The 22,255-nt window shown below is 51.9% G+C and carries 19 protein-coding genes; all 19 read left to right on the forward strand.

The window, feature by feature from the left end:
* Position 1 precedes the first annotated feature (1 nt).
* The 19 genes from ftsA to ACZ52Z_RS20125 all read left to right on the forward strand — a co-directional run bounded on the left by ftsA (position 2) and on the right by ACZ52Z_RS20125 (position 22,241).
* Positions 2 to 1,225, forward strand: coding sequence for a cell division protein FtsA (ftsA, locus tag ACZ52Z_RS20035; protein ID WP_464268538.1), 1,224 nt, complete (start codon positions 2 to 4; stop codon positions 1,223 to 1,225).
* Positions 1,226 to 1,315: 90 nt separating this feature from the next.
* Positions 1,316 to 2,539 (forward strand): cell division protein FtsZ, encoded by a 1,224-nt coding sequence (gene ftsZ / locus ACZ52Z_RS20040; protein ID WP_464268539.1) that lies wholly within the window; start codon positions 1,316 to 1,318, stop codon positions 2,537 to 2,539.
* Positions 2,540 to 2,655: 116 nt separating this feature from the next.
* Positions 2,656 to 4,407, forward strand: a complete 1,752-nt coding sequence (locus ACZ52Z_RS20045; RefSeq protein ID WP_464268540.1) for a radical SAM protein — start codon at positions 2,656 to 2,658, stop codon at positions 4,405 to 4,407.
* Positions 4,316 to 5,881, forward strand: a complete 1,566-nt coding sequence (locus ACZ52Z_RS20050; RefSeq protein WP_464268541.1) for a two-component system sensor histidine kinase NtrB — start codon at positions 4,316 to 4,318, stop codon at positions 5,879 to 5,881. Before ACZ52Z_RS20045 ends, ACZ52Z_RS20050 begins: the two co-directional genes overlap by 92 nt.
* Positions 5,878 to 6,960 carry a hypothetical protein gene (locus ACZ52Z_RS20055; protein ID WP_464268542.1) on the forward strand — a complete coding sequence of 361 codons (1,083 nt, stop codon included), beginning with the start codon at positions 5,878 to 5,880 and terminating at the stop codon, positions 6,958 to 6,960. Before ACZ52Z_RS20050 ends, ACZ52Z_RS20055 begins: the two co-directional genes overlap by 4 nt.
* Before the next feature lie 214 nt (positions 6,961 to 7,174).
* A complete protein-coding gene (locus ACZ52Z_RS20060) occupies positions 7,175 to 9,499 on the forward strand; it encodes a PAS domain S-box protein (RefSeq protein ID WP_464268543.1) in 2,325 nt (774 codons plus the stop codon).
* The gene (locus ACZ52Z_RS20065; RefSeq protein WP_464268544.1) at positions 9,492 to 10,109 is read left to right on the forward strand and encodes a response regulator; all 618 of its coding nucleotides are present in this window, start codon (positions 9,492 to 9,494) and stop codon (positions 10,107 to 10,109) included. Before ACZ52Z_RS20060 ends, ACZ52Z_RS20065 begins: the two co-directional genes overlap by 8 nt.
* A 4-nt stretch (positions 10,110 to 10,113) precedes the next feature.
* Positions 10,114 to 10,743 (forward strand): LysE family translocator, encoded by a 630-nt coding sequence (locus ACZ52Z_RS20070; RefSeq protein ID WP_464268545.1) that lies wholly within the window; start codon positions 10,114 to 10,116, stop codon positions 10,741 to 10,743.
* 256 nt (positions 10,744 to 10,999) lie between these two features.
* A complete protein-coding gene (locus tag ACZ52Z_RS20075; RefSeq protein WP_464268546.1) occupies positions 11,000 to 11,554 on the forward strand; it encodes a YdcF family protein in 555 nt (184 codons plus the stop codon).
* 14 nt (positions 11,555 to 11,568) lie between these two features.
* Positions 11,569 to 11,751, forward strand: a complete 183-nt coding sequence (locus ACZ52Z_RS20080) for a YdcF family protein (protein WP_464268547.1) — start codon at positions 11,569 to 11,571, stop codon at positions 11,749 to 11,751.
* A gap of 176 nt (positions 11,752 to 11,927) precedes the next feature.
* A complete protein-coding gene (locus tag ACZ52Z_RS20085; RefSeq protein ID WP_464268548.1) occupies positions 11,928 to 13,199 on the forward strand; it encodes a hypothetical protein in 1,272 nt (423 codons plus the stop codon).
* 83 nt (positions 13,200 to 13,282) lie between these two features.
* Positions 13,283 to 13,753 (forward strand): phosphohistidine phosphatase SixA, encoded by a 471-nt coding sequence (gene sixA, locus ACZ52Z_RS20090; RefSeq protein WP_464268549.1) that lies wholly within the window; start codon positions 13,283 to 13,285, stop codon positions 13,751 to 13,753.
* Between the two features lie 45 nt (positions 13,754 to 13,798).
* Positions 13,799 to 14,230, forward strand: a complete 432-nt coding sequence (gene lpdD / locus ACZ52Z_RS20095) for a prenylated flavin chaperone LpdD (protein WP_464268550.1) — start codon at positions 13,799 to 13,801, stop codon at positions 14,228 to 14,230.
* Positions 14,231 to 14,276: 46 nt separating this feature from the next.
* Entirely contained in the window at positions 14,277 to 14,816 is a 540-nt protein-coding gene (locus ACZ52Z_RS20100) for a methylated-DNA--[protein]-cysteine S-methyltransferase (protein WP_464268551.1), read from the forward strand.
* 227 nt (positions 14,817 to 15,043) lie between these two features.
* The gene (locus ACZ52Z_RS20105; RefSeq protein WP_464268552.1) at positions 15,044 to 18,565 is read left to right on the forward strand and encodes an AsmA family protein; all 3,522 of its coding nucleotides are present in this window, start codon (positions 15,044 to 15,046) and stop codon (positions 18,563 to 18,565) included.
* Positions 18,566 to 18,569: 4 nt separating this feature from the next.
* Complete coding sequence (crcB, locus tag ACZ52Z_RS20110) at positions 18,570 to 18,965, forward strand: fluoride efflux transporter CrcB (RefSeq protein WP_464268553.1); 396 nt, start codon at positions 18,570 to 18,572, stop codon at positions 18,963 to 18,965.
* The gene (locus tag ACZ52Z_RS20115; RefSeq protein ID WP_464268554.1) at positions 18,962 to 19,318 is read left to right on the forward strand and encodes a DUF190 domain-containing protein; all 357 of its coding nucleotides are present in this window, start codon (positions 18,962 to 18,964) and stop codon (positions 19,316 to 19,318) included. Before crcB ends, ACZ52Z_RS20115 begins: the two co-directional genes overlap by 4 nt.
* A gap of 148 nt (positions 19,319 to 19,466) precedes the next feature.
* Positions 19,467 to 19,973, forward strand: a complete 507-nt coding sequence (locus ACZ52Z_RS20120) for a PocR ligand-binding domain-containing protein (protein ID WP_464268555.1) — start codon at positions 19,467 to 19,469, stop codon at positions 19,971 to 19,973.
* Between the two features lie 540 nt (positions 19,974 to 20,513).
* A complete protein-coding gene (locus tag ACZ52Z_RS20125; RefSeq protein ID WP_464268556.1) occupies positions 20,514 to 22,241 on the forward strand; it encodes an FAD-dependent oxidoreductase in 1,728 nt (575 codons plus the stop codon).
* Positions 22,242 to 22,255 lie beyond the last annotated feature (14 nt).

Raw genomic sequence — 22,255 nt, forward strand, 5'->3', positions numbered from 1 at the left:
TATGGAAGAAACGGAAATACGTGAACCCGGTGAACTCGTAGCCGGCCTGGATATAGGGACAACCAAGATTCTTGCCGTAATAGGTGAAGTCTTTGATGATCGAATAGAGGTGGTTGGGGTCGGTACGGCGCCTTCCTCGGGATTGAAGAATGGGGTGGTTGTTAATATCGAAGCTACGGTAAAAGGTATCCGGCAGGCTGTGGCGGCTGCCTCGGACCAGGCCGGCTGTGATATAGAGACAGTATATGTAGGTATAGCCGGCAACCATATTAAGGGGTTTAACTCTCCCGGGATTATTGCCGTTAATAACCAGGAAATAAAAGAAAAGGATATAGAGGCCGTTATCCGAGCCGCCCAGACGGTGAAAATATCTGATAACCAGCAGATCATCCATGTCCTCCCGCAGGAGTATATGGTGGATGACCATACAGGTATTCAAAATCCTCTGGGGATGACCGGTGTTCGCCTGGTCACCAACGTGCATATTGTTACCGCCGATGTAACTGCCCTGCATAATCTGGTTACCAGCTGCAACCGTTCCGGTCTTGCGGTATCGGAGATTGTACTGGAATCAGTGGCCTCTTCCCATGCAGTGCTGACCAGGGACGAGATGGAATTGGGGGTTGCCCTGATCGATATAGGCGGCGGCACCACCGATTTGGCTGTGTTCTGTAATGGTACGATCAAGCATACCTGGGAACTGGCACTTGGCGGTAATAATTTGACCAATGATTTGAGTGTAGGATTGCGTACACCGCTGCAGGAAGCGGAAGAACTCAAATACTTGTATGGCGGCGCACTTTCGTCCATGATCAAGGAAAACCAGATCATTGAAGTGCCGACAGTTGGGGATCGCAAACCAAGGAAAGTCTCTCAACGGGTGATGGTGGAGATACTTGAAGCCAGGATCGAAGAAATTCTGGAGATGGTGAACAAAAATATTTACGGCTCAGGTTTTCGTAATCGCATCAATGCCGGCGTGGTGATCACCGGCGGATCAGCATTGCTTGCCAATATTGTGGAAATGGCGGAGCAGATATTTGATCTGCCGGTCAGGATAGGGTATCCGTCTGGGGTAGAGGGGCGAATGGAGGAGGTTAATTCGCCGCGATGCACCACCGGCGTGGGCCTGGTCCTCTATGGCAGCAAGGCCAATCACTATGTGCCGAAAGAGGCCGGCAATATGGTGACAAAGTTGAAAAATTGGGTAAAACAAATTGTATAGATTCCATGAAAATACCTTTAGTATGGGTACGTTTGATGGTATATTCGACTGCAATAATTCAACCAGGAATATTGTTCACGGGAGATGAGCATGCCGTTTAGAATGGCCGAAGAAGAGTCTGTTGCTGTAATCAAGGTAATCGGTGTCGGCGGGGGTGGTGGAAATGCCATTAACACGATGGTCGAAAACCGACTGGCCGGCGTGGAATTCATAGCGGCGAATACAGACATGCAGGCACTGGAAAAATCCCGTGCCGATGTCCGTATGCAATTGGGGCCGGGAATAGCAAAGGGCATGGGTGCAGGTGCCGACCCGGAGATGGGCAGAGAATCTGCTCAGGAAAGCTATGATGACCTCCAGGAGGCCTTACGCGGTGCGGATATGGTCTTTGTGACCGCCGGACTGGGGGGCGGAACAGGAACCGGTGCAGCACCGGAAATCGCTAAGCTCGCCAAAGAAACAGGTGCGCTGACCGTAGCTGTTGTCACGAAACCGTTTTATTTTGAAGCAAAAAAACGGATGCGCAATGCAGAGGCGGGGTGGGAACAGCTCAAGGAGTATGCCGACACCATTATTACCGTGCCCAATGACCGTCTGCTGGGGTTGATGAATAAAAATTCAACCTTGGTCGACATGATGAAGATGGTCGACAACGTCCTGCTGCAGGCGGTGAAGGGTATCACCGACCTCATTAACCTGCCGGGGCATATCAACGTCGACTTTGCTGACTTGAAGACGGTAATGAAAGAAGTCGGTCCGGCGATTATGGGTTCTGGCGCCGCTGTTGGAGAAAACCGAGCCAGTGAGGCTGCAAAGCGTGCGATCGACAATCAATTGCTGGAGGATGTCGGCATTGACGGTGCCCGTGGTATCCTGATCAATATCTCTGCTGCTGAAGAGACGTTGACCATGAATGAATTTATGGAGGCCTCTGCGCTTATCCAGGAAAAAGCCCATGACGATGCCAACATTATTATTGGAGCCCTTTTTGACGAGTCTCTCGGAGAGGAGTTGCGGGTAACTGTGATAGCCACCGGTATCCAAAGCATTGATGAGACGGAGACTATCTCGCAGCTCGAAGTCGTCCGTCGAAAGCAGCCGCAACAACAGGAAGCCAAGGTTTCGCAGCCGAAACAGGCGAAGCAGGCCAATGCAGGCGAGGAAAGGAGCAACAATCATGATAATGCCTCGTTTACCATTGCCAAACCCAACCGGGTCCCGCAAGGGCTGCCATCCATGCCCCGACCGATCTTTGAAGATCGCGAGCTGCACGATTATGATGAACCTGCCTATCTGCGTAAAAAGGCCAATTAAAGCAACGGACAGGCTTTTCCACGCCTGACCCGCAAAACAGGGCCGGGATATCTACGGAGGAGAGTTTTCCTCTCCGATCCGTGAGATTCCGGCCTTTTTCTCTTTTTTGTATATCTTTGCATCCATCGCTTACCACAGAAACCGGAACGGTCTATAAAAAGTGGGCGAACCGTCTGCCCATTGCTCTGCTGTATCCAAACATCTACTCGGTTGCTGTATCCAATCTCGGGTTCCAAATCGTTTACAACCTTCTTAATCAGTACGAGGATATTGTCTGTGAACGCTTTGTCTATCCTGAAGCCGGTGCACCGTTTCGCTCTCTGGAAAGCGGCCGTGCACTCAAGGAATTTCCTCTGATTTGCGGGTCAGTCAGTTTTGAGGATGATTTTCCCCGCCTTGCAGCGATGCTACCCGCAGGTCGGATTGAACCATATGCCGCGGATCGAAAAGGCCGTGTGCGAGCCGGAACCCCGCTGGTGATACTGGGCGGAGTAGCGGTGATGATGAATCCCGAGCCATTGGCTCCCTTCGCTGACCTCATGATTATCGGTGAGGCCGAAGGGATTGTATCCGATTTGGTCACCTTGCTGCAGGAGCACCTGACCGCTGAGCGCAATGATCTGTTGCTTGCGGCTGCGCAGACGCTTCGGGGGAGCTATGTCCCTGCGCTGTATACCTTTACATATGATAATCAGGGCAGGGTTACGGAGGTAGACGTTCCATCCGGCATTCCTGAACGAATACCTAAGGTTACGGCTCCGCCTCCACTACGTGCAGGGCACTCTCACCTGCTTTCTCCTGACGCGGAATTGAACATGTACATGGTCGAACTCGGCAGAGGATGCAGCCGGGGATGCCGATTTTGCGCTGCCGGCTATATCTATCGTCCGCCTCGCCTGTGGCTAGGCGAAGCCGTTCTCGCTGCAGTTGAGGAAAGACCGCAGGGGGTGGCAAGAGTTGGTATGCTGGGCATGGAAATGGCCCATCCCTCTACCCTGGATGCTCTGGCCAGTCATCTGCAGACCAGTAACTGCTCTCTTTCTTTTTCCTCCCTGCGGGCGGACCACATCTCTGACAGTCTGCTGTCATTATTGGCAGCATCGAACCTCAAAAGCGTTGCCATCGCTCCTGACGGTTCCTCTGAGCGTCTCAGAAGGGTTATCAACAAGGGGCTGTGTGAAGAGGATCTGGTGGCAGCGGCCGTACGACTGGCAGGCGCAGGCATATATCATCTCAAACTCTATATCATGATCGGCCTGCCAACGGAAACCAATGAGGATCTGGCGGAATTGGCCGACCTCATCCAGCGCATACAGACCGAACTCCTGGCCATAGGGCGTGAGCGTGGTAGGTTGACCGAGCTGACGCTGTCGGTAAATTCCTTTGTTCCCAAACCATGGACCCCGTTCCAGTACTGCTCCTATGGAGGCCTTTCCTCGGTTCAGGCCAAGGAGGATACAACCCACAGAAAGGCAGTCATGGCGTTGAAGGAGAAAATAAAGTATCTTCGAAAAGCACTGCGATTGATTCCCAATGTACGAATCAATGTTGACCGGCCAGAACGGGTGCTTCATCAAGCCGTTTTTGCGCGGGCTGACAGAAGGATCGCTCCGCTTTTACTGGACCTGGGTATGGGCAGATTGTCCTTTACACAGGCTGCCCAGCGCCACAACCTCAGTCCCTGGCAGTACGCCGTTCGTCCACGGGAAGAGGGCGAACGTATGTGCTGGGAAATTATCGATCACGGGCTGAAGCCTGGTTATTTGTGGAAAGAATATGCAAAATCAATGGCTGGACAAGTTACGCCGCCATGCGAGACAACTGTATGCCGTCGTTGCGGCATATGCAACCAGAATACCCCTTCCTGATATCCAGCGACTCCCCCACCTCCTGAACCATTGGAGAAAAAGCGAAGGGCTGCTCCCGTTTGAGCTGGTCAAATACTTTGCCTTTACCGCTTTGCTGGCCATGCTGATCAGCTCTGTCATCCTTTCCTGGATGATTTCCAACAATGCCCGTCAGGTGCTGCTGCAGCGCAGTGAAGCATATTCTCAGTTATTTGCCGACAACCTCAATCGCCAGGTTTTCCTCCAGTTTGTGCTTCCGACAGTGGTCCGATATGGACGAATAGCGCTTTCCGAGGAAAAACAATACCGGCGACTTGATCAGATCGTCCGCAACATCACCCAGGGGATGCGGATTGATTCGGTTACTATATTTGACGCCGGTGAAAATCGAATCAGCTACTCCACCAAACCTGAACTTATGGGAAAGCTCAATATGGGGGGGCTGGAATACCAGCGAGCGCTTGAAGGTCAAAATACAACCATTCTCATTACAGGCGGGTCACTGTTGAGCCTGCTGCCGGGTATGCCCGCTGTTTTCTGTACCCTCAAAACCTATGTACCGTTTCATCAGGAGGATCGCCTCGGCAAGCGAACCGGTGAAATCATGGGCGTGGTTGAGATTACCCAGGACCTCTCTGATGACCTGAAAGCCATCATTGAACTCCAGGCCCGAATCATCGTTTTCTCTCTCTTTATCATGGGGCTGCTGTTTTCGATTCTCAGCCTGATTGTTGTCAAAGCCAACCGCACCATGGCCAGGCGGGCGGCCGAACGGATACTGCTTGAAGAGCAGCTGAACAAGGCGCAGCGGCTCGCATCACTGGGAAAAATGGTTGCCTCTGTTTCGCACGAGATAAAAAATCCGTTGGGGATTGTACGGTCCACTGCTGAGATTCTTCGTAAGCGTATATCCACAGTCGCCCCTGGCAACGAGCATCTAGCCGACATTATAGTTGAAGAGACAACCCGTCTGGATACCATTGTTCGAGAATTTCTTGATTTTGCCAGACCGCGCGAGGGAGCAGTGAAACCGGATAGCCTCAACAGTGTCGGTGAACGGGTGCTGCGTTTTCTCGATTCGGAACTCACCAAGCATGACATAGGCGTAAATGTGCGGTTTCAGCCTGATCTTCCCCTGATTCCAATGGACTCTGAGCAGATTTATCAGGTTGTCTTTAATATTGTTTTCAATGCCGTTCAGGCCATGGCGCAGGGCGGTGAATTGACCATGAGAACATCCCACGATCCACAAGGGAAAACCGTTGAGCTTATGGTGCAAGACACCGGTCCGGGAATAGATCCAGATAAACTCGACCAGATATTTACCCCTTTTTATACCGATAAGAACAGGGGAACCGGGCTGGGGTTGGCCATTGCTAAAAGTATTGTCGAAAAACACCACGGCCTCATCGACGTGAACAGTACCCCTGGTGCAGGGAGTTGCTTTGTCGTAACCTTGCCCGTACCGGTTTCGGAGCCAGAGAATCCTCGGTGAAGACAGGCTTCTGTATTACTGCTCACGGCTACGGACATGCTGCACGAGCAACGGCGATCATGCAGGCGTTGGCAAAAAGAGGTAGCCCGGAGTTAATCATCCTTTCCACCGTCCCGCGTTGGTTTTTTGAGCATTCCCTTGAGGTTCCTTTCCACTATCACCCGATAGTTACCGATGTCGGACTGGTTCAGCAAACCTCATTTGCGGAGGATGCAGAGGCTACGGTGACAGCACTCGACTCGTTTCTGCCCTTTGAGCGCGAACGGCTGCTCGAGGTTGCCGACCTGTTGGCACAGTGTCATCTGGTGGTCTGCGATATTGCGCCCTTGGGAATCATGGCGGCAAAAATGGCAGGGGTACCATCGGTGCTGGTGGAAAATTTCACCTGGGACTGGATCTACGCCGCTTACCAGCATAAGTGTCCAGCCATAGGTCGGTATATTGATGCCTTTGCAAAAATCTTTCAGCAGGCCGACTACCATGTACAGGCACAGCCGATCTGTGCTCCTGCACCCTGTGACCTCACGGTGCCGCCCATTTTCCGAGAGCAAAAAAATACCAGCGGCGAACTTCGCAGGCGATTTGCCTGCGGTCGTGATTACCTTGTCCTGCTCACCATGGGGGGCGGAACGCAGTCTCGTTCTGCGGCGGTGGCATTCCTGGAGCAGTATGACAATTGTATGTTTGTACTCACCGGCAATCCCGGGGTGACCGAAAGGCAGGGTAACCTGTGGTTCTTGAGTCGCAGTAGCTCGGTCTATCACCCCGATCTGGTCGGCGCCGCTAACCTTGTTGTTGGTAAGTTGGGGTATTCAACCCTGGCTGAAGTGTATCAGGCTGGAGCTGTTTTTGCCTATGTTCCCCGATTGTATTTTCCCGAAAGCCAGTCGTTATCGAGTTTTGCTGCCCGGGAAATGGTCTCCAGGTCGATTGCACCTGCCAGCTGGACAACTGGCCGTTGGGCTGATCAGCTTGTGAAGCTGCTTGGGCTGGGAAAGCAGAGGCACAGGCAGGTCAGGGTAAATGGTGCTGATTTGGTTGTTGATTTGCTTGTTCGAATTCTCGAGCAGGACTCCTGACCGATAGCGTCTTTTGTCGTCAAGGCCTTCTGCCTATTAACCTCTTTATATTTTTAGCGTTTTTGATTGTCCGGCTGTGCGTTGAACAGTATGATGTTGGGTTGCTTGTAGTCCTCTGTATTACGGGAGGGAGTACATGAGATGTCATCTTGCGGGATAAACCTTTGCGTTGATTTTCTTCTGTTCCATATGCAATCCGCCTGCGGTTAGTGCAATGAACGTCTTTCCTAAAGAAAGTATTTATCGTCTTTTGGTTGAACAATCGCCTGATCTTCTGTGGGCAAAAGATAGGCAGGGCCGATATCTGTATGTGAACAGGACCATCTGCGAAAAACTGCTTATCGCTGAAAATACCCAGGAGCCTCTGGGGAAAACCGACCTTTATTTTGCCGAGCGGCAGCGGGCTCTTTTCCCTGATAATCCACACTGGCACACTTTTGGAGAATTATGTGTTGATTCGGACCAGGTTGTACTTCAGTCAGGACGCGGACAGCGATTTGATGAGTTCGGCAATGTACAGGGAAAGTTCCTCTATATAGATGTCTATAAGACTCCGCTGTGGGACGAAAACAGCGAATTGGTCGGAACGGTGGGAAGTGGACGCATTGTTACGAGGGAACACAAAGAGCAGGGAATACTGCGGCAGCGTGAAGCCCATTTTCAGCCATTTGCCGAGAACTCTGAGGACCTTTTTTTTCGACTCGATCCTGCCGGAGGCGTTACTTATCTGTCGCCTGCCTGCCGTGCTCTGTTTGGCATAGAGCGAGAACAGCTGCATGGTACGTTTTATCTCAATTCCATTGTCCCGGATGATCACGCTCTGGCGGAAAAATCCTTTGCCGAACTGCTGAATGGCAAATCGGGGGAAAGGATGCTGTTGCAGGTGTACGACCTACAGCGACGAACCCTGTGGGTAGAGGTCCACGCCGCCCCATATTACGATCAATCAGGGATTGCGGGGGTGCAGGGGAGATTGCGGGATGTTTCCGAGCGCAAGCGTCATGAAGAGCAGCTGCATCTTTTCAATCAGCGTCTGTTGCGCATGGTTGACTTACGTACCAAAGAATTATACAGCAGCACCCAACTGCTGCAAAATGTGCTTAATACCGCAGCCGCAGGCATAGGGATTGTCAGTCAGCACTGCTTTAGTTATGTGAATGACACCATGGAGGAGATCAGCGGCTACGGAGTAGAAGAACTGGTGGGCCTGGAGTGGAAAACACTTTTGGCAACAGCCGAAGACGAGCAGGTTATTGACCGACTCGTTTCGAGCAGTTCTGCCGTTGAGCGGGCGGATGCTGCAGAAATACGCTGGCGAAGAAAGGATGGCCGGCTGTGTACCGTTCTTCTCGACGTGCAGCCGATTTTTCACGAAGAGGGTGCAGCCGGTGATCTGCTGTTTACCGCTTTTGACATTACCTCTGCTAAACAGATGGAGAGTGAGCGGGCAAAAGCCTATAATGAGCTCAACCAGATATTCAATGTGGCTATTCCGTTTTGCCTGCTGTCAACAGAGTGCCGGATTATCAGGGTCAATCAGGCCTTTTGTGATTACTTGGGTATGGGGGAAGCCGATATACTCGGTAAAAGCGGCCGCAATGTATGGCAATGTAACAGTTGCAGCGATGAGAAATGCTACATTAAACGCTTCTCTCGCGGGGTTGATAGAATTGTTGACGATATTGAGTTCACACTGAACGGCAGGGTATTCGTCTGCGCGGTGCATGGTGTGCCATATCGTAATACAGAGGATCGCTTGAAAGGGATTATCCTCAACTTTCTCGATACGTCGGCGCAAAAGAAAATAGCCCAGGATCTGGAGCATACCCAAAGACAACTGATTCAAGCGGAAAAACTCAGTGCCGTCGGCGCACTGGCGGCCTCTATCACACATGAATTCAATAACCCCGTCTGCGGGATAAAAAATGTGCTGCAACGGGTCCTCCGGAAAGAGCTCCTCGATGAAAAAGAAAGCGCGCTTATGCAGATGGCAAGGGATGAATGCGCGCGTCTTGAACAAATGGTGCGTGAGTTGCAGAATGTCTGCGTGCCGCCGACTGCAGAAAAAACGGTGTTTGATCTGCATGCGATGTTGACGAGTGTGGCACTTTTGGCCGGAAAATATCTTCAACAGAGCAATGTTTTACTGAAGCAGGAATACCAAGGTGCGCTTCCAGTCGTTGCTGCCGAAGATCAGGTCAAACAGGTATGCATTCTTCTTATATTGAGTAGTATCAAGTGGATGGCAACCATTGGTGGGGAGATTGTCCTGTCAACCTGCACCTTTGCCGATCACCTGCAATTATCTATCACCTGTACAGGGCCGGATATGGGTGCACACCTGGTGACAAAAATGTTTCAACAACCTGAATCGCTGCACAGCAGTGATTCAGGCAGTGGGTTGGCAGGAGTATCCATCGCCCAGAGTATGGTGCGGGATCATGGTGGGGATGTGCAGGTTCAGGCAGTATCCGAGAGTACAGCGGTAATAAAGCTATTGCTGCCTGCCTCTCTAGGCGAGGGAGAGCCGGATGAGTGAAGAAGGGTATTCCATACTGGTGGTCGATGATGAGCCAATCGTCCGACAGACCTTGGAGCAGGATCTCCTTGATCAGGGGTACGTCGTTAATACTGTGGAAAGCGCGGAAAAAGCATTGGACATCCTCGAGCAAAAACAATATGCACTCATTATTACCGACCTGTTGATGGGAAAAAAAGACGGGATTGAACTGTTGGAGTGGGTGAAAAAGAAAAATCCCGAACAGGCTGTCTTTATCCTTACTGGTTACGGCCGGTTAGAATCAGCGGTAGCTGCCCTTCGCTTGGGAGCGACCGATTACTTGCTCAAGCCCTATGATTATGACGAGATGATCCTCCGGGTAGGTCGCTGCCTTGCCATGCAGCGGATGGAACAAACCCTTTCTCTCTATGAGAACCTGCTGTCTATTTGCAGCGAGTGTAAAAAAGTTCGTGACACTACAGCCGTCGGCGACAAGAAAGAGGAGGCATGGATTAGTATTGAGCAGTATCTCAGCAAAATCACAGGAAGTGACTGCAGTCACGGTATCTGTCCGGATTGCTACAAAAAAAAGATGGAAGAACTGGAAAGGTTTATGAGAAAGAATCCATGGGCTGGTAAAAAGGTGTAAGCCAATGGGATTTTTACACGGCTTGCTTGTTATAACCTTTGTTCATCTGCTGGCCGCTGCTTCACCAGGCCCGGATTTTGTTTTGGTTTCCCAGCAATCGCTGGCCCATGGAAGAAAAACCGGAATCCTGTGCAGTCTGGGGATAGCCTTTGGTCTGTCTGTACATCTTACCTATTCTGCACTGGGCTTGGCTGCACTCATTGCCAGCTCGACGTCTATCCTCCTGGGTATCAAGCTGCTGGGAGGGTGCTATTTGCTTTTTCTTGGTATCAAGGGGCTGGGCGCACGACCGGAGACGGTCAGCCTCGACCTACCGGTCAGCCTTTCTGGCGCCTCTGTCAGTCGGACGGTCGGTAAAGGGTTTCTCTGCAATGTCCTGAACCCCAAGGCCCCGGTATACTTTGTCTCGCTGTTTACCATTGTTCTTTCACCATCGATGCCGCCAATCTACCTGGCCGTGTATGGTATATGGATCATGATGCTGCAGTTTTGCTGGTTCTCCGCGGTGGCCATTTTGCTTTCCAGTCCGCCGGTTGTGCAGCGATTCACCCAATGCGGCCATTATCTTAACCGGGTCATGGGTGGCGCAATGGTTGTCCTTGGAGTAAAGGTACTTACATCTCACACGGGATAGGCAGAACGTGCGGCACATGCAGGTGCCCCTATCGAAAAAATCAGCCCTCGCACTGCGGCCGGTTTCACAGCAATGAACAAACAGCAAAACAGTCTGTGCACAACAGACCAGAAGGATGTTCTCCCGGATAGTTGTCCTGGTTCTTGGGCGACGATCACGGTCTCTGCCCGTGAGGATGATGAACAGGCAGCTGACACCACATCGGCAGTTCAATAGCGAGAACACCGCCAGGAACACCCAGAAGGAGTGAACGAGGATGGAGCTGCGCTATCTGCTGAAGAGCTTACTCCAGCCACCCGCTGTGCAGTTGCTGCTATTATTGTTTGGATGGTGTATTCATCGCCGGTTTCCCCGCACGGCCCGACTGTGCATGGTCATAGCGCTGGGCACGTTATGGGGGCTTGCCACCCCGATTGCAAGCACGTATCTTGCTCGGACCTTGGAACACCACGTTCCGTTATCCGTGGAGCAGGTCGACAATATACATGCTGATGCCATTGTCGTGCTCTCGGCAGCACAACGGGAGTATGCGCCTGAATATGGCCAACCCGTGAGTGGCCAACGTCAACTTTGTAGACTCAGATACGCGGCTTATCTTCACCGAAAAACAAGGCTGCCTATACTTGTTAGCGGTGGTTCCCTTTATGGAGACGAGCGACGCACCCTGGCAGAAACAATGCATTTTGATCTTTTCAGCGGATTTGGTGTAGAGGCACGCTGGAAAGAGCAAACGAGCCGCACGACTGGGGAAAATGCGCGTTATAGCTACAGAATCTTGGCTGCAGAGGGAAAAGCACGGTTTTGCTGGTAACTGGCAGTCTGCACATGAAACGGGCGAAATGGTCTTTTGAGCAGGCAGGTTTTACGGTGATTCCCGGACCTACCTGCTTCATTGATCGGGAGCCGATACGGCTGAACGCTTTCATTCCGGGAGCCCATGCGCTGGCGCTCAGCGCTGAGGTATTGCATGAGTGGCTTGGTTGCTGGTGGTACAGGCTGGTTGGGTAGAGGTGAGGCGAGCTATGACCACAGATAACAGAGCAACTACCCTCTGCATATGGCGAGAGAGCAACACCAGGGCTGGAGAGAACAGAAGTGAAGAGGGGAAAGATGGAAGGGGGGTGCTTGTCTGCAAAAGGCCCCGTTGAGACTGTGAACGTAGCAGCAGCACATACGGAGCCGGTATGACAGGCCCTTTCGCTGAGCATATCGGCTGGGTGATTTTCGGGACCCTGGTGTTTTATCTGCTGAGCATTCCCTTTCCCTTTCTGTTGCCGGTCTCCACCTTCCTTGCCTGGCTGGTACCGCTTATCAGTTGGGCCAGGCTGGCAAAAAATGCCCGTCGTCAGGCCCTGCTGCTGCTCATCCTTGGTGTGAGCACCTTGGTATATGCCGCTGCCCATGGTGTCAGCATTCACTGGGAACAGGCATTGACCACCAACCTCCCATTGCTGGCCATGTTCGTGGCTGTCTCCTTTCTTACCTTGACCAATAGCAGTGACGGTGAGGACGCCCTCCCACAAGGCCGAACGGCAGTTGTCGCCACTGCGATAGGAACGCATCTGCTAGGTGCGGTGATCAACCTTTCGGTGCTGTTTGTTTTCGGTGATCGGCTGACCAGGAAGTCGCTGCTCGGGAAAGGTCAGCTGGTGGTACTTAGCCGCTCTTTTACTGCCGCCGCCTGGTGGTCCCCTTTCTTTATTGCTACCGGCGTTGCCCTTACCTATGCGCCGGAGATGCACTGGCAGGAGGCCATGGTCCCCGGCCTGTTAATGAGTGCCATCTCCCTCGTCTACTCAAGTATCGAGGTCAGCTGCTTGCACAAGGGTACTTTTGTCGGTTACCCCTTGAAGGGGCAGGGGATGGTTGTGCCACTCTTTCTTGCCGCCCTGGTACTGCTGATCCATCTGCAGTGGCATCAGGTGAGGGTGTTGCTGCTTATTTGTCTGTTCGCTCCGGTCGGAACGCTGGTATTTATGCCGGGCCGTCCGAGAATATCGACCCTGGCAGACTATATCGCCAACCGGATGGTTTCAATAGCTAGTCCTTTTGCCCTGTTTCTGGCTGCAGGTGTGTTTTCTACCGGTATACAATCGCTCACATACCTCTATCCCTCCCTTTTTCAGCTGCATGATACCTCTCTGAGTCCCATGCTCTTTGCCCTTATTTCGGCGGCAATGATACTCGTCGGTATCGCCGGTGTTCATCCGGTGATCAGTATCTCTATTGTAAGTCCGCTGCTTCTTCCGTTGGAGCCTGACCACTCTCAGCTCGGTTTTCTTTTTCTTACCAGCTGGGCAATATCTACCTGCAGCAGTCCTCTGTCCGGGGTCGGGTTAGTCATGGTCAGTCGCTTTCAGGTCGAACCGAAGACGATTATTCGCAGCAACCTGCTTTATGCGGTGGCGATGTGGGCAATTGCCACGCAAATGAATATATTTTTTTTCACGATGTAAAAGCGGGTTGTACAGCTGCAGGCTGAGCGCCCAGGACGCGCTTGGCCAAACCGTATCACGTTGAAATGAAACAGGAGCGCAGCATGGCACTATATCTTGTTCAACATGGTGTGAGTGAACCAAAGGAAAATGATCCTGAAAAGGGGCTGAGCCCGCAGGGCAGAGAAGAAACCACGCGAATTGCTCGGGTTGCTGCCGGCTATGGGGTTCGGGTCAATCAGATTTTCCATTCAGGGAAGAAACGGGCACTGCAGACTGCAGCAATTTTTCATCAGGAGCTTGCGGTTCCTGCTCCGCTGGAGGCCGTCAGCGGAATCGCGCCGATGGATGATGTGGTGTCTTTTGGTGCCAAGCTCAATTCGGATTCCGGTCTGATGGTGGTGGGGCACCTGCCGTTCATGGCGCGTTTGGTCGGCCTGCTCACCGCCGGAGATCAGGGGAAGCTGGTCTATCGGTTTCAGCATTCCGGAGTGGTATGTCTGGATGCTGAGGAGCAGGATAGTGGCGGACTGAATTGGTACATTTGCTGGACGCTTAACCCGCACATACAATGAGTGTCGGCATTTTTTTTCATGGTATCGGCCTGGAGGGGTGGGGTATTGAAAGGTGAATATGAGCGAGGGGTAATCCATGCACAATATAAGGGACGCAGCCTGTTCATGAAGGGAGTGAGGGCAGGCCGTGACCTCAATATTACCTTGTCCGGTGGTGATATACCACATATCGGGGCAGTAGCTGTGAGCAGTATTGGTCCGGCATTGCATCAGCCGGAACGCCTCACCTGTACCGATTCCATGATCGGGTTGTCGGGCCATAAGGAGGCCGAGCTTGCCAGGCAGGTGGCCAGCCGTCTGGCATCACAGCTCCAGTGCACCGTTGCCGTTGCCTGTGGAATCCATTTCAACCAGGCGACCGCAGAGGAGATTAGCGGTATCCTCAAGGTGGTCGATTCCATGGTCGAGCGTTTCCTCCAGTTCCCCCTTGTTGACGCGTCTGCAAAAAATGAGGCAACGGGAGAGCAGGCGCAATAACCTTGTGTGTCCTGGCGGAATTATTGCCGGGAAGGTAGGTGCCTCTATGGCTGAAAAGAAAACATATTACTATGCCCTCTTTCCTTCTCCTTTCTGTGATATTTTTGTCGCAGGCAATGGGACGGCGGTTCAAATGCTCCATCTTGATACCGGTGAGGGGAAACGCAGGTTTGCGGTGGATGAAGAGTGGGTCAGGGCAGATACAGTGTTTGAACAAGTCGGCAGGCAGCTTAAAGAGTATTTTTCGTTGAAGCGACAAATCTTTACAGTTCCGGTGGAACCGATTGGCACCGCCTATCAGCAGCAGGTATGGCGGGCCCTGCAATCCATTCCGTACGGAGAGGTGCGCACTTATAAGGAGATTGCCACCCTTGTCGGCAACAAAAACGGTTCCAGAGCTGTTGGTTCGGCCAACAGCAGGAATCCGATTCCGCTCCTCATCCCCTGTCATAGGGTTATCGGTACGGGAGGCAGTCTGGTCGGGTTTGCCCACGGTACAACGATAAAGCGCCAGTTGTTGGAATTAGAGAAAGCGGGCGTTTCCGGTCTGGCCCGAAAGGGAATCCATCCGCCCCTTTTTCGGTGATGCAGCCAGGTCGTGGGTGTCCGTTGCAGCGTATCGCCCAGAGCAGGTTCGTTTTCCCATGTATGCACTCCCTATCCGAAAGAGGTGTTTCCTGTACGGAGAACCGTGAGTTAACATCTTCTTTCTTTCCTGCAGATAAAGGATAAATCACCATTGACAACCACCGGCTTTCGAGGCAAGGTGCTGGTGTTGTGCTGAAAACAGTGGCAGATCGGGGAGGAGAGGTTATGGGAAATACGGGAAAAAGCAAATGGGCGTGGATTCTTCTTTCCTGCCTGGGTGTTGTTGTGCTGGTGGTGGCCCTCTTGCCCACACTGCTCCTTTCTTCGCCTGGATTGCGTCTGCTGCTCCCCCCGCTCAATGAACGGATTGGCGGGAATCTGACTCTCGGTAATTGCAGCGGAGGGTGGTGGACGGCAATTGAGTGCAGTGAGGTTCGTTTCCAGGAGGGCACGGATAAATCAGTTTTCCACGCTCGTCGGGTAGCCACTGACCGGAGTCTTCTACGACTGATCGCTGCTCCGCATAACCTCGGTGTTGTTGCTGTCGAGGAACCGGTGTTTGTGTTGAAGACGGCGCAGCGGAGAAAAGCGGCAGCAGGGATTGGAGATACGGAGCAGAAGCCGTCTTCACCACCATCGGAAGGGGGGAAATCCACATTCGGCGACTCCACTGTTGCTGATCAATCCTCCGCCATTAAAACGGACAAACCGTTCTGGGAGGGGATGCTGGCGGGTCTTCACCTTACTCACGGAAAGGTGGAAGTGCCCAACACGAGTGTCCCACTAGGGACGCTTGCTGAAGAAATCGATCTTCAGGCCAGCCTTCGCGACGGGACCGTTACCTATGATCTCCACTTTCTCTCAGGAGAGCAGCACGGTCGTTTTTCGGCCCAAGGCTTTTTTAATCTTCCCATAGCCAATCAACCCATCCTTCCCTCCCTCGTCTCTTCTACTGATGTCGCAATTACCAGGCTTGATTTGTCCGCTTTTCTGCAGGCGGCTGCAGCGATGGATGGCGGTGGAACGGCTATTCCTACTGGCGCCGGGGTATTGGATGGGAAGTGGCAGATTCGAACGGCCGGGCTGCACGATATTAGGATCAAAGGAGAGAGCCGGGTCGAGCAGTTGGCTCTCACTGGTGGAGCATTGGGCGCTGATCACCCGGTATTCGACCAGCTTGAACTGACAGTGGATGCGGCCTCCAATACTCGGGGCGAGTGGCAGCTCAACACCTTCTCTCTTGAATCGGCGCTTGCTGATATTGAGGGGCACGGGGTGATACGTGATGCAGTCGGAGAGATACAGGTAAACGGGAAACTGTATCTCCCTGTCCTGCTCTCCATGTTTCCCAACACCCTGCATATTCAACCCCATACCTCGTTTTCCCAAGGTGAGTTGGACGTAGCCCTTTCTGTGCAAAAAACAGCCGAAGGAAGTGCGGTGGGACTAACCATAGAGAGCGGCACCTTGCGTGGTACCTATGGTAACCAGCCGATTATATGGGATAAGCCGCTGTCTTTCTCCGCGAAGATGCAGCATGAGCCGGATCGAGTCTTCTTTCCTGAGGTGCGGCTGACAACCGACTTTCTTTCTTTGAGCGGAGGCGGCAGCTTGGATAATTTCTCTCTTGCTGGCAACGTCGACCTGGACAAGGGGTCACGGACTGTGCGCACCTTTGTTGATACCAGGTATGCAGCCCAGGGGAACATGCAGTTCAGCAGCACATCCACCGCAGTGCCAGACCATGGGTACCAGGTGGAAACATCCCTGACGGTCGATCGTTTTTCACTGAAAGCCGACAAGGCAGAAATTGTGCCCCCCCACCCTCTTCGTTTGTCCTTGCGTGCAGTCGCTCCACGCAATTGGCCTGGGGCAGCGGAGCCACTTCGTTTTGACCTGAACATGGAAAACTGGTTGGGAGAGGTTGATGTTCAGGCACGGGATTTCTTTGCACCTCTCCAAAACAAGCAATGGCCGCGAGGCACGTTCACCTTTACCTCCACCCTGGATCTTGATCCGCTGACCGGTTTCCTTCAACAGCTGCAGCCACCGAGCGTGCCTTTTTCAGCTCGGGGTGCGCTTACGCTTTCAGGGACAGTTGCAACCCAGGCTCACATGCTCAGGGTAGGCGAAGTAAAGGCGGAAGCCACCAACCTGGATATGGCGTACCAGGAGACGAGTTACCAGGATCAACGGATCAGCTTGACCCTCTCTGGCAGCCCTTCGCCGACTGACCCCGAGGTGCCGGTAGTCGTCCGTCCGCTGGCGGTTTTTCCAGCTGTTGATACCTACCGCGTGCCCATGGATGAATGGGCAGTTTTTGATTTTGAGCACCGTCGAATGGATGTTCCGTTCATTGCTCTTGATTCAGGCATTCTTGCTTTATCCGCCACAGCCGTTCATGCGGGAGATTGGCGGGACCCTTACAGCGATTTTCGTCTGGATTTTTCTTCGGCCTTCCGGGTAGAACACCTGATGGATGTGCTGCACCAACTGGGGCGGGTAGCTGAGCATACCCGCGCTGATGGCGAGGCAAGGCTGAAGGGTACGGTCACCGGCCATGAGCGACAGCTCGAGACCAAGGTTCAACTGGAAGGGGATCACATCGGATTTACCCATAAAGATCAACCGATCCTGCAAGGCGAGCAGGTGGCTGCGCAGGCGAATCTGGTACAGGCCCAGGGAAGCCGAAACGTCGAATTACCGGTGGTGGCGATGGAGTCGTCACTGCTTACCTGGAAGGGAAGCGTCGCCTATGAAGGGGATGTCCAGCGTATACTGACCATCGAGGGAAAAGCCCTGCCTGATTTTTCCCGTCTGGCGCAGGTTGCCGAAAAGCTTATTGACAGACCATTGCTCATGAGTGGAAAGAGCCCGCAACAGGTCAGCCTGCAGCTGCCGTTGCAGGCCGCAGCAGGGCAGGAACGGCGTATAGCGTTCACGTATGAGGGAGTCGTCGATACATTTGGCTATCAAGGGATCGATGTGCGTAGTTTGGCAGTTTCTTCTGCAATTGGCCAGGGCAAAGGTGAACTGGATATCAGGGGCCAGCTCAATGGCGGTCTGCTTAGAATAAATCCCAGCTTTGACGGGGCGAGCAAACCTCCAGTGTTTTTCTTGTCTCAGCCACAGGCGGTGCTTTCGGATGTGCAGTTGAAAGAACCACTGATGCAAAACGTTCTTGGCAAGGTGCACCCGCTGTTTGGTGTGTTGGTTCGTCCCCAGGGAGTGGTCAGCATGCAGGCTAATGCCTTTCGCTGGCCAGCGGGAACAGTGGAGCAAGCTGAGTTTGAAACCGTCTTCGATGTACGGCAGCTGCAACTGGAAAGCAATGTTTTTCTGCGTGAAATTCTTCAGTTGCTAGGGCTTGCCGACGAAGCCATGGATCTTAGGGATGCGGAAGTAACCTGTCATGGGAAAGAGGGTCGTGTCAGCTGTTCACCCGTTCATATACTGATCGCTGATTCGGAGATGACCATGAGCGGCTCAGTGGGGTATGACGGTTCCCTGGACTATCAGCTGAGTGTACCGGTCACCCGCAGCCTTGTCGGTAAAGAGGGGTACCGGGTGCTTGAAGGCACGACTATTGATATCCCCATCAGGGGGTCGGTTGATCAGCCGCTTTTTAGCAGAGACAATCTTCAGGACGCTATCGGGCAGATCATGAAACAAACAGCCACCAAGGCAGTGGAAAAACAATTGCAGAAAATGATTCCCGGCCTTTTGGAAAATGTATTCGGCCAGTAGGGGTATGGATGGCGTGTGGAAGCTTTTGAGTATTGGCGCCGGCGGATTTTGCGGAGCCATTCTCCGTTATCTTGTCAGTGGTTGGGTGCAGGATCGTTCCGGGTTGCAGCTTTTTCCCATCGGAACAATGGGGGTGAACCTGCTTGGGTGCTTCTTTATAGGGCTGTTGACTTCCCTGGTTGAATCGAGACTCCTCCTCTCTGTCGAGATGAAGAGCTTTCTTCTTGTCGGTTTGCTTGGTGCCTTCACGACCTTTTCCACTTTTGGCAATGAAACTTTTTTCCTGCTGCGTGAGGGGCGATTTGATCTTGCGGTGTACAACAGTGTGCTCCAGGTCGTGGTTGGCTTGTTAATGGTATGGTTCGGGCGTGTTTTGGCTGTGGTAATCTGGAGGGTATGATGAAACTTCCCGAAGAGGGGTACCTGCTGCGAATTATTGTGGGAGAGGCTCAGCGGTTTAAAAAAAAACCATTGTATGAGTGGATCGTTGTTACCGCCAGGTCGCAAGGCATTGCCGGCGCTACCGTTTATCGCGGTGTAATGGGATATGGCGCCAACTCACGGATAAAAACCAGTTCCATCCTCCGCTTGTCAGAAGACTTGCCTGTTATCATTGAATTTGTTGATACCCAGGAAAAGCTGGAAAGGTTGCTCGACCAACTTGATCCTCACCTCACAGGGGGATTGGTCACAATGCAGCATCTTAATATCCGTATGTACAGGCATGTACGCGAAGAGAAAATAGACCAATAACGCCGGATACAATGTGGCAAAATAGCTGTTCGTTGCTTCATGTAGAAAACGGTTTTCTGAACGTTATCGTCTGTCTTTTACGTGAAGGCAGTTTTTTTAAAATTGGGCGTCACATCGGTGATGTGGCAGCCGTAATGAGGAGTGCACTATGAAAATGCTTAATTTGCTTACCAAGGAGCAATGGACTGATTTTGAGAAGACCCTGCACCATGACTGGGGAGTTAACGCTTGCGCCTATGACGATGCGGGCTTTACTTTTACCGGCTTTAAGAATTTCGTCAATCCGTTGTGTAAAGAGATTAAATCACATCCTGAAGGCATACAGGCTATCTGTTCCGTTGCCCACCAGCACATGGCACAACAGGCCAAATCCAGCGGTGCAACTATTATAGAATCCTGTGATGCCGGACTGCTTAAAATATGTACGCCTGTAATGGTCAATGAAGAGTTCGTGGGTGTTGTAGGAGGGTGCGGTCGCATCCTTGAAGGTGAAGAGGTGGAAACTTTTATCGTCCATAAAGCTGCCGGAGTTCCCTTGGAGAAAGTGGAAGCGCTTGCTGCGCAGGTACCAGCCATCACCATGGAAAAGGCGCAGGAGATGGCAGCTTTTTTAGAACATTTTGTTGCTGAACTTAGTGCAAAGTCTGCTCACTGAGCCGGGAGGCTTTTGAGCACCTTGCCCGATTGATGGTAGCTGGATGTTGAAAAACTCCCTGCGCTGCAACTGCCGGGTGAAGATCACCTAAAAATGGTTGCTTGCTTTTGCAATCCGCCATTTTTAGATGATTGCTCCCCTGCAAGTGTTGTCGTATGTATCAAGTATACCCCCTATCACTCTCTGCCTCTTTTGATTACAACGACCACCTGGGTTCCAGGATTATTCCCTTCGTATTCAGAATGATTGTAGCAGGTTGTCCGTCATCCGGATTTATTCTGCTTGTTTATCCCTTTATCCCTGGTATCTGCGACAAGTAACAAACCGTGTGGAATAGTGCTTTTAGGCACTGTAAAAAGTGTGGCTGGGCTCTGAAAAAAAACAGGTGCGTATTTGAAAATATTTTTCAAAAAATTAGCGCTTTTTGGTATCTAAGGGTAAAAAATATTATCCGCATTTATGGCTGGATAGCTGTCTGTGACGTATTGATTACATCCAGTTTTGCTACAAGAAGGAAATGGTAATACGAGGAGAAATATTGTGAAAAAAGAAATTGTTGTTGTCGGTGCTGTTGCTGCAGGGCCAAAGGCTGCATGTCGTTTAAAACGCTTAAAACCAGACTGGAATATAACGTTGGTGGATCAAGACAGCCTGATTTCCTATGGCGGGTGTGGTATTCCTTACTATGTAAGTGGCGATGTTTCTGATGAAAGTGAGCTGCGTGCCACCAGTTTTCATGTTATCCGTGATGAAAAGTTTTTTGAACATGCAAAAGGATTAAACGTCAAGACGCGAACTAAAGCAACCTGTATTGACAGAGAACGAAAAGTTGTCAAGGTAGAAAACCTTGACACTGGTGAAGCGCAGGAACTGCGGTATGATAAATTGATTTTGGCCACTGGCGCAAAGCCCTTTGAGTTGCCCATCCCGGGCGGGGATCTGGATGGCGTTTTTACCATAGCCAATCTGCACAAGGCCATTGAAATTCGTCGACGTATAGCTCAGGGCAAGGTGAGCAAGGCGGTTGTCATTGGCGGTGGTGCCATTGGTATCGAAATGGCTGAGGCTATGAAAGACCTTTGGGGGGTAGAAACCACGTTGATTGAACTTGTCCCCCAACTGCTTAACCGCGTTGTTGACTGGTCTTTGGCAGGCATGTTGAAAAAGCACCTTATTGATAACGGGGTCGATGTTTTCACCGGTGAGTTGGCAACCGAAATTATCGGTAATGAAAATGGCCAGGTTACAGGGGTAAAAGCCGGAGAAAGAACCCTTGAGGCGGATTTGGTGATTGTGGCTGTTGGAGTTCGGCCGCGCAGCGAGTTGGCCAAAGAAGCCGGGCTTGATGTTGCCCCGTTTGGCGGCATTAAAGTGAATCAGCGGATGCAGACTTCAGATCCTGATATTTATGCTGCCGGTGATTGTATTGCAAATACCAGCATCATAACCGGCAAGGAAATGTATGCCCCGCTTGGCTCACTGGCAAACCGTGAAGGCAGGGCGGTCGCTGATAATATCGCAGGCATCCCGACCCTTTTTAAAGGGGTGTGCGGTTCCTTTATCATGAAGGCCTTTGAACGGTGTATTGCTGCCACAGGCCTTAGCTATGAGGCCGCCCTGGCAGAAGGGTATGACGCAGCCTACGCCATTACCTCTCCACCGGACAGGGCACATTTCTTTCCCAATCAGGCGGTCGTGATTCTGCAGATGGTCTTTGATAAGCGGACCCGCAGGGTGCTTGGGGTACAAGGCTTTGGGATGATGAATGATTCGCTTTCCGCCCGAATCGACACCGCAGCCGGATTGATCGGCAAGGGAGCAACCATCGAGGATTTTATCGATGTGGAAATGGCTTATGCCCCTCCTTTTTCTTCTGCCATTGATTCTATCAATGCCGTAGCCTATGTGGCGGAGAATCTCTGTGATGGAAGATTTGCCCAGGTTGATTTGGATCGTTTTCTTGCATGGATGGAGAAAATGGACAGGGAACCGGATTGGGTTGCGCTGGATATCCGACATCCATTGGAAGCGGAACCATATGTGGAGAAATATGGCGCTGACAAATGGGTTGCTGTACAGTACGAGCAGATGCGCGCTCGTTTCCGGGAAGTACCAGATGATAAGACCTGTATCATTTTATGCAACGCCGGGACCCGTTCCTATGAGGTACAGGTATTTCTCCGCCACATGGGCAAGTGCAATACCTATGTGCTCGGCGGCGGGTTGAATGTGGTTAGCAGGCTTGCGGTTGATTGGTTCATCAAATAAAGACAGGTCGTCAA

The sequence above is a fragment of the Desulfogranum aggregans genome, assembly GCF_055398265.1.

Bases quoted from the DNA above. Each gene is read 5' to 3' on its own strand.
- ACZ52Z_RS20060 (WP_464268543.1), top strand. From the start codon at position 7,175: ATGAACGTCTTTCCTAAAGAAAGTATTTATCGTCTTTTGGTTGAACAA.
- crcB (WP_464268553.1), top strand. From the start codon at position 18,570: ATGGATGGCGTGTGGAAGCTTTTGAGTATTGGCGCCGGCGGATTTTGC.
- ftsZ (WP_464268539.1), top strand. From the start codon at position 1,316: ATGCCGTTTAGAATGGCCGAAGAAGAGTCTGTTGCTGTAATCAAGGTA.
- ACZ52Z_RS20115 (WP_464268554.1), top strand. From the start codon at position 18,962: ATGATGAAACTTCCCGAAGAGGGGTACCTGCTGCGAATTATTGTGGGA.
- ACZ52Z_RS20100 (WP_464268551.1), top strand. From the start codon at position 14,277: ATGGCTGAAAAGAAAACATATTACTATGCCCTCTTTCCTTCTCCTTTC.
- ACZ52Z_RS20120 (WP_464268555.1), top strand. From the start codon at position 19,467: ATGAAAATGCTTAATTTGCTTACCAAGGAGCAATGGACTGATTTTGAG.
- ftsA (WP_464268538.1), top strand. From the start codon at position 2: ATGGAAGAAACGGAAATACGTGAACCCGGTGAACTCGTAGCCGGCCTG.
- ACZ52Z_RS20050 (WP_464268541.1), top strand. From the start codon at position 4,316: ATGCAAAATCAATGGCTGGACAAGTTACGCCGCCATGCGAGACAACTG.
- ACZ52Z_RS20075 (WP_464268546.1), top strand. From the start codon at position 11,000: ATGGAGCTGCGCTATCTGCTGAAGAGCTTACTCCAGCCACCCGCTGTG.
- sixA (WP_464268549.1), top strand. From the start codon at position 13,283: ATGGCACTATATCTTGTTCAACATGGTGTGAGTGAACCAAAGGAAAAT.
- ACZ52Z_RS20085 (WP_464268548.1), top strand. From the start codon at position 11,928: ATGACAGGCCCTTTCGCTGAGCATATCGGCTGGGTGATTTTCGGGACC.
- ACZ52Z_RS20065 (WP_464268544.1), top strand. From the start codon at position 9,492: ATGAGTGAAGAAGGGTATTCCATACTGGTGGTCGATGATGAGCCAATC.
- ACZ52Z_RS20070 (WP_464268545.1), top strand. From the start codon at position 10,114: ATGGGATTTTTACACGGCTTGCTTGTTATAACCTTTGTTCATCTGCTG.
- ACZ52Z_RS20105 (WP_464268552.1), top strand. From the start codon at position 15,044: ATGGGAAATACGGGAAAAAGCAAATGGGCGTGGATTCTTCTTTCCTGC.
- ACZ52Z_RS20080 (WP_464268547.1), top strand. From the start codon at position 11,569: ATGAAACGGGCGAAATGGTCTTTTGAGCAGGCAGGTTTTACGGTGATT.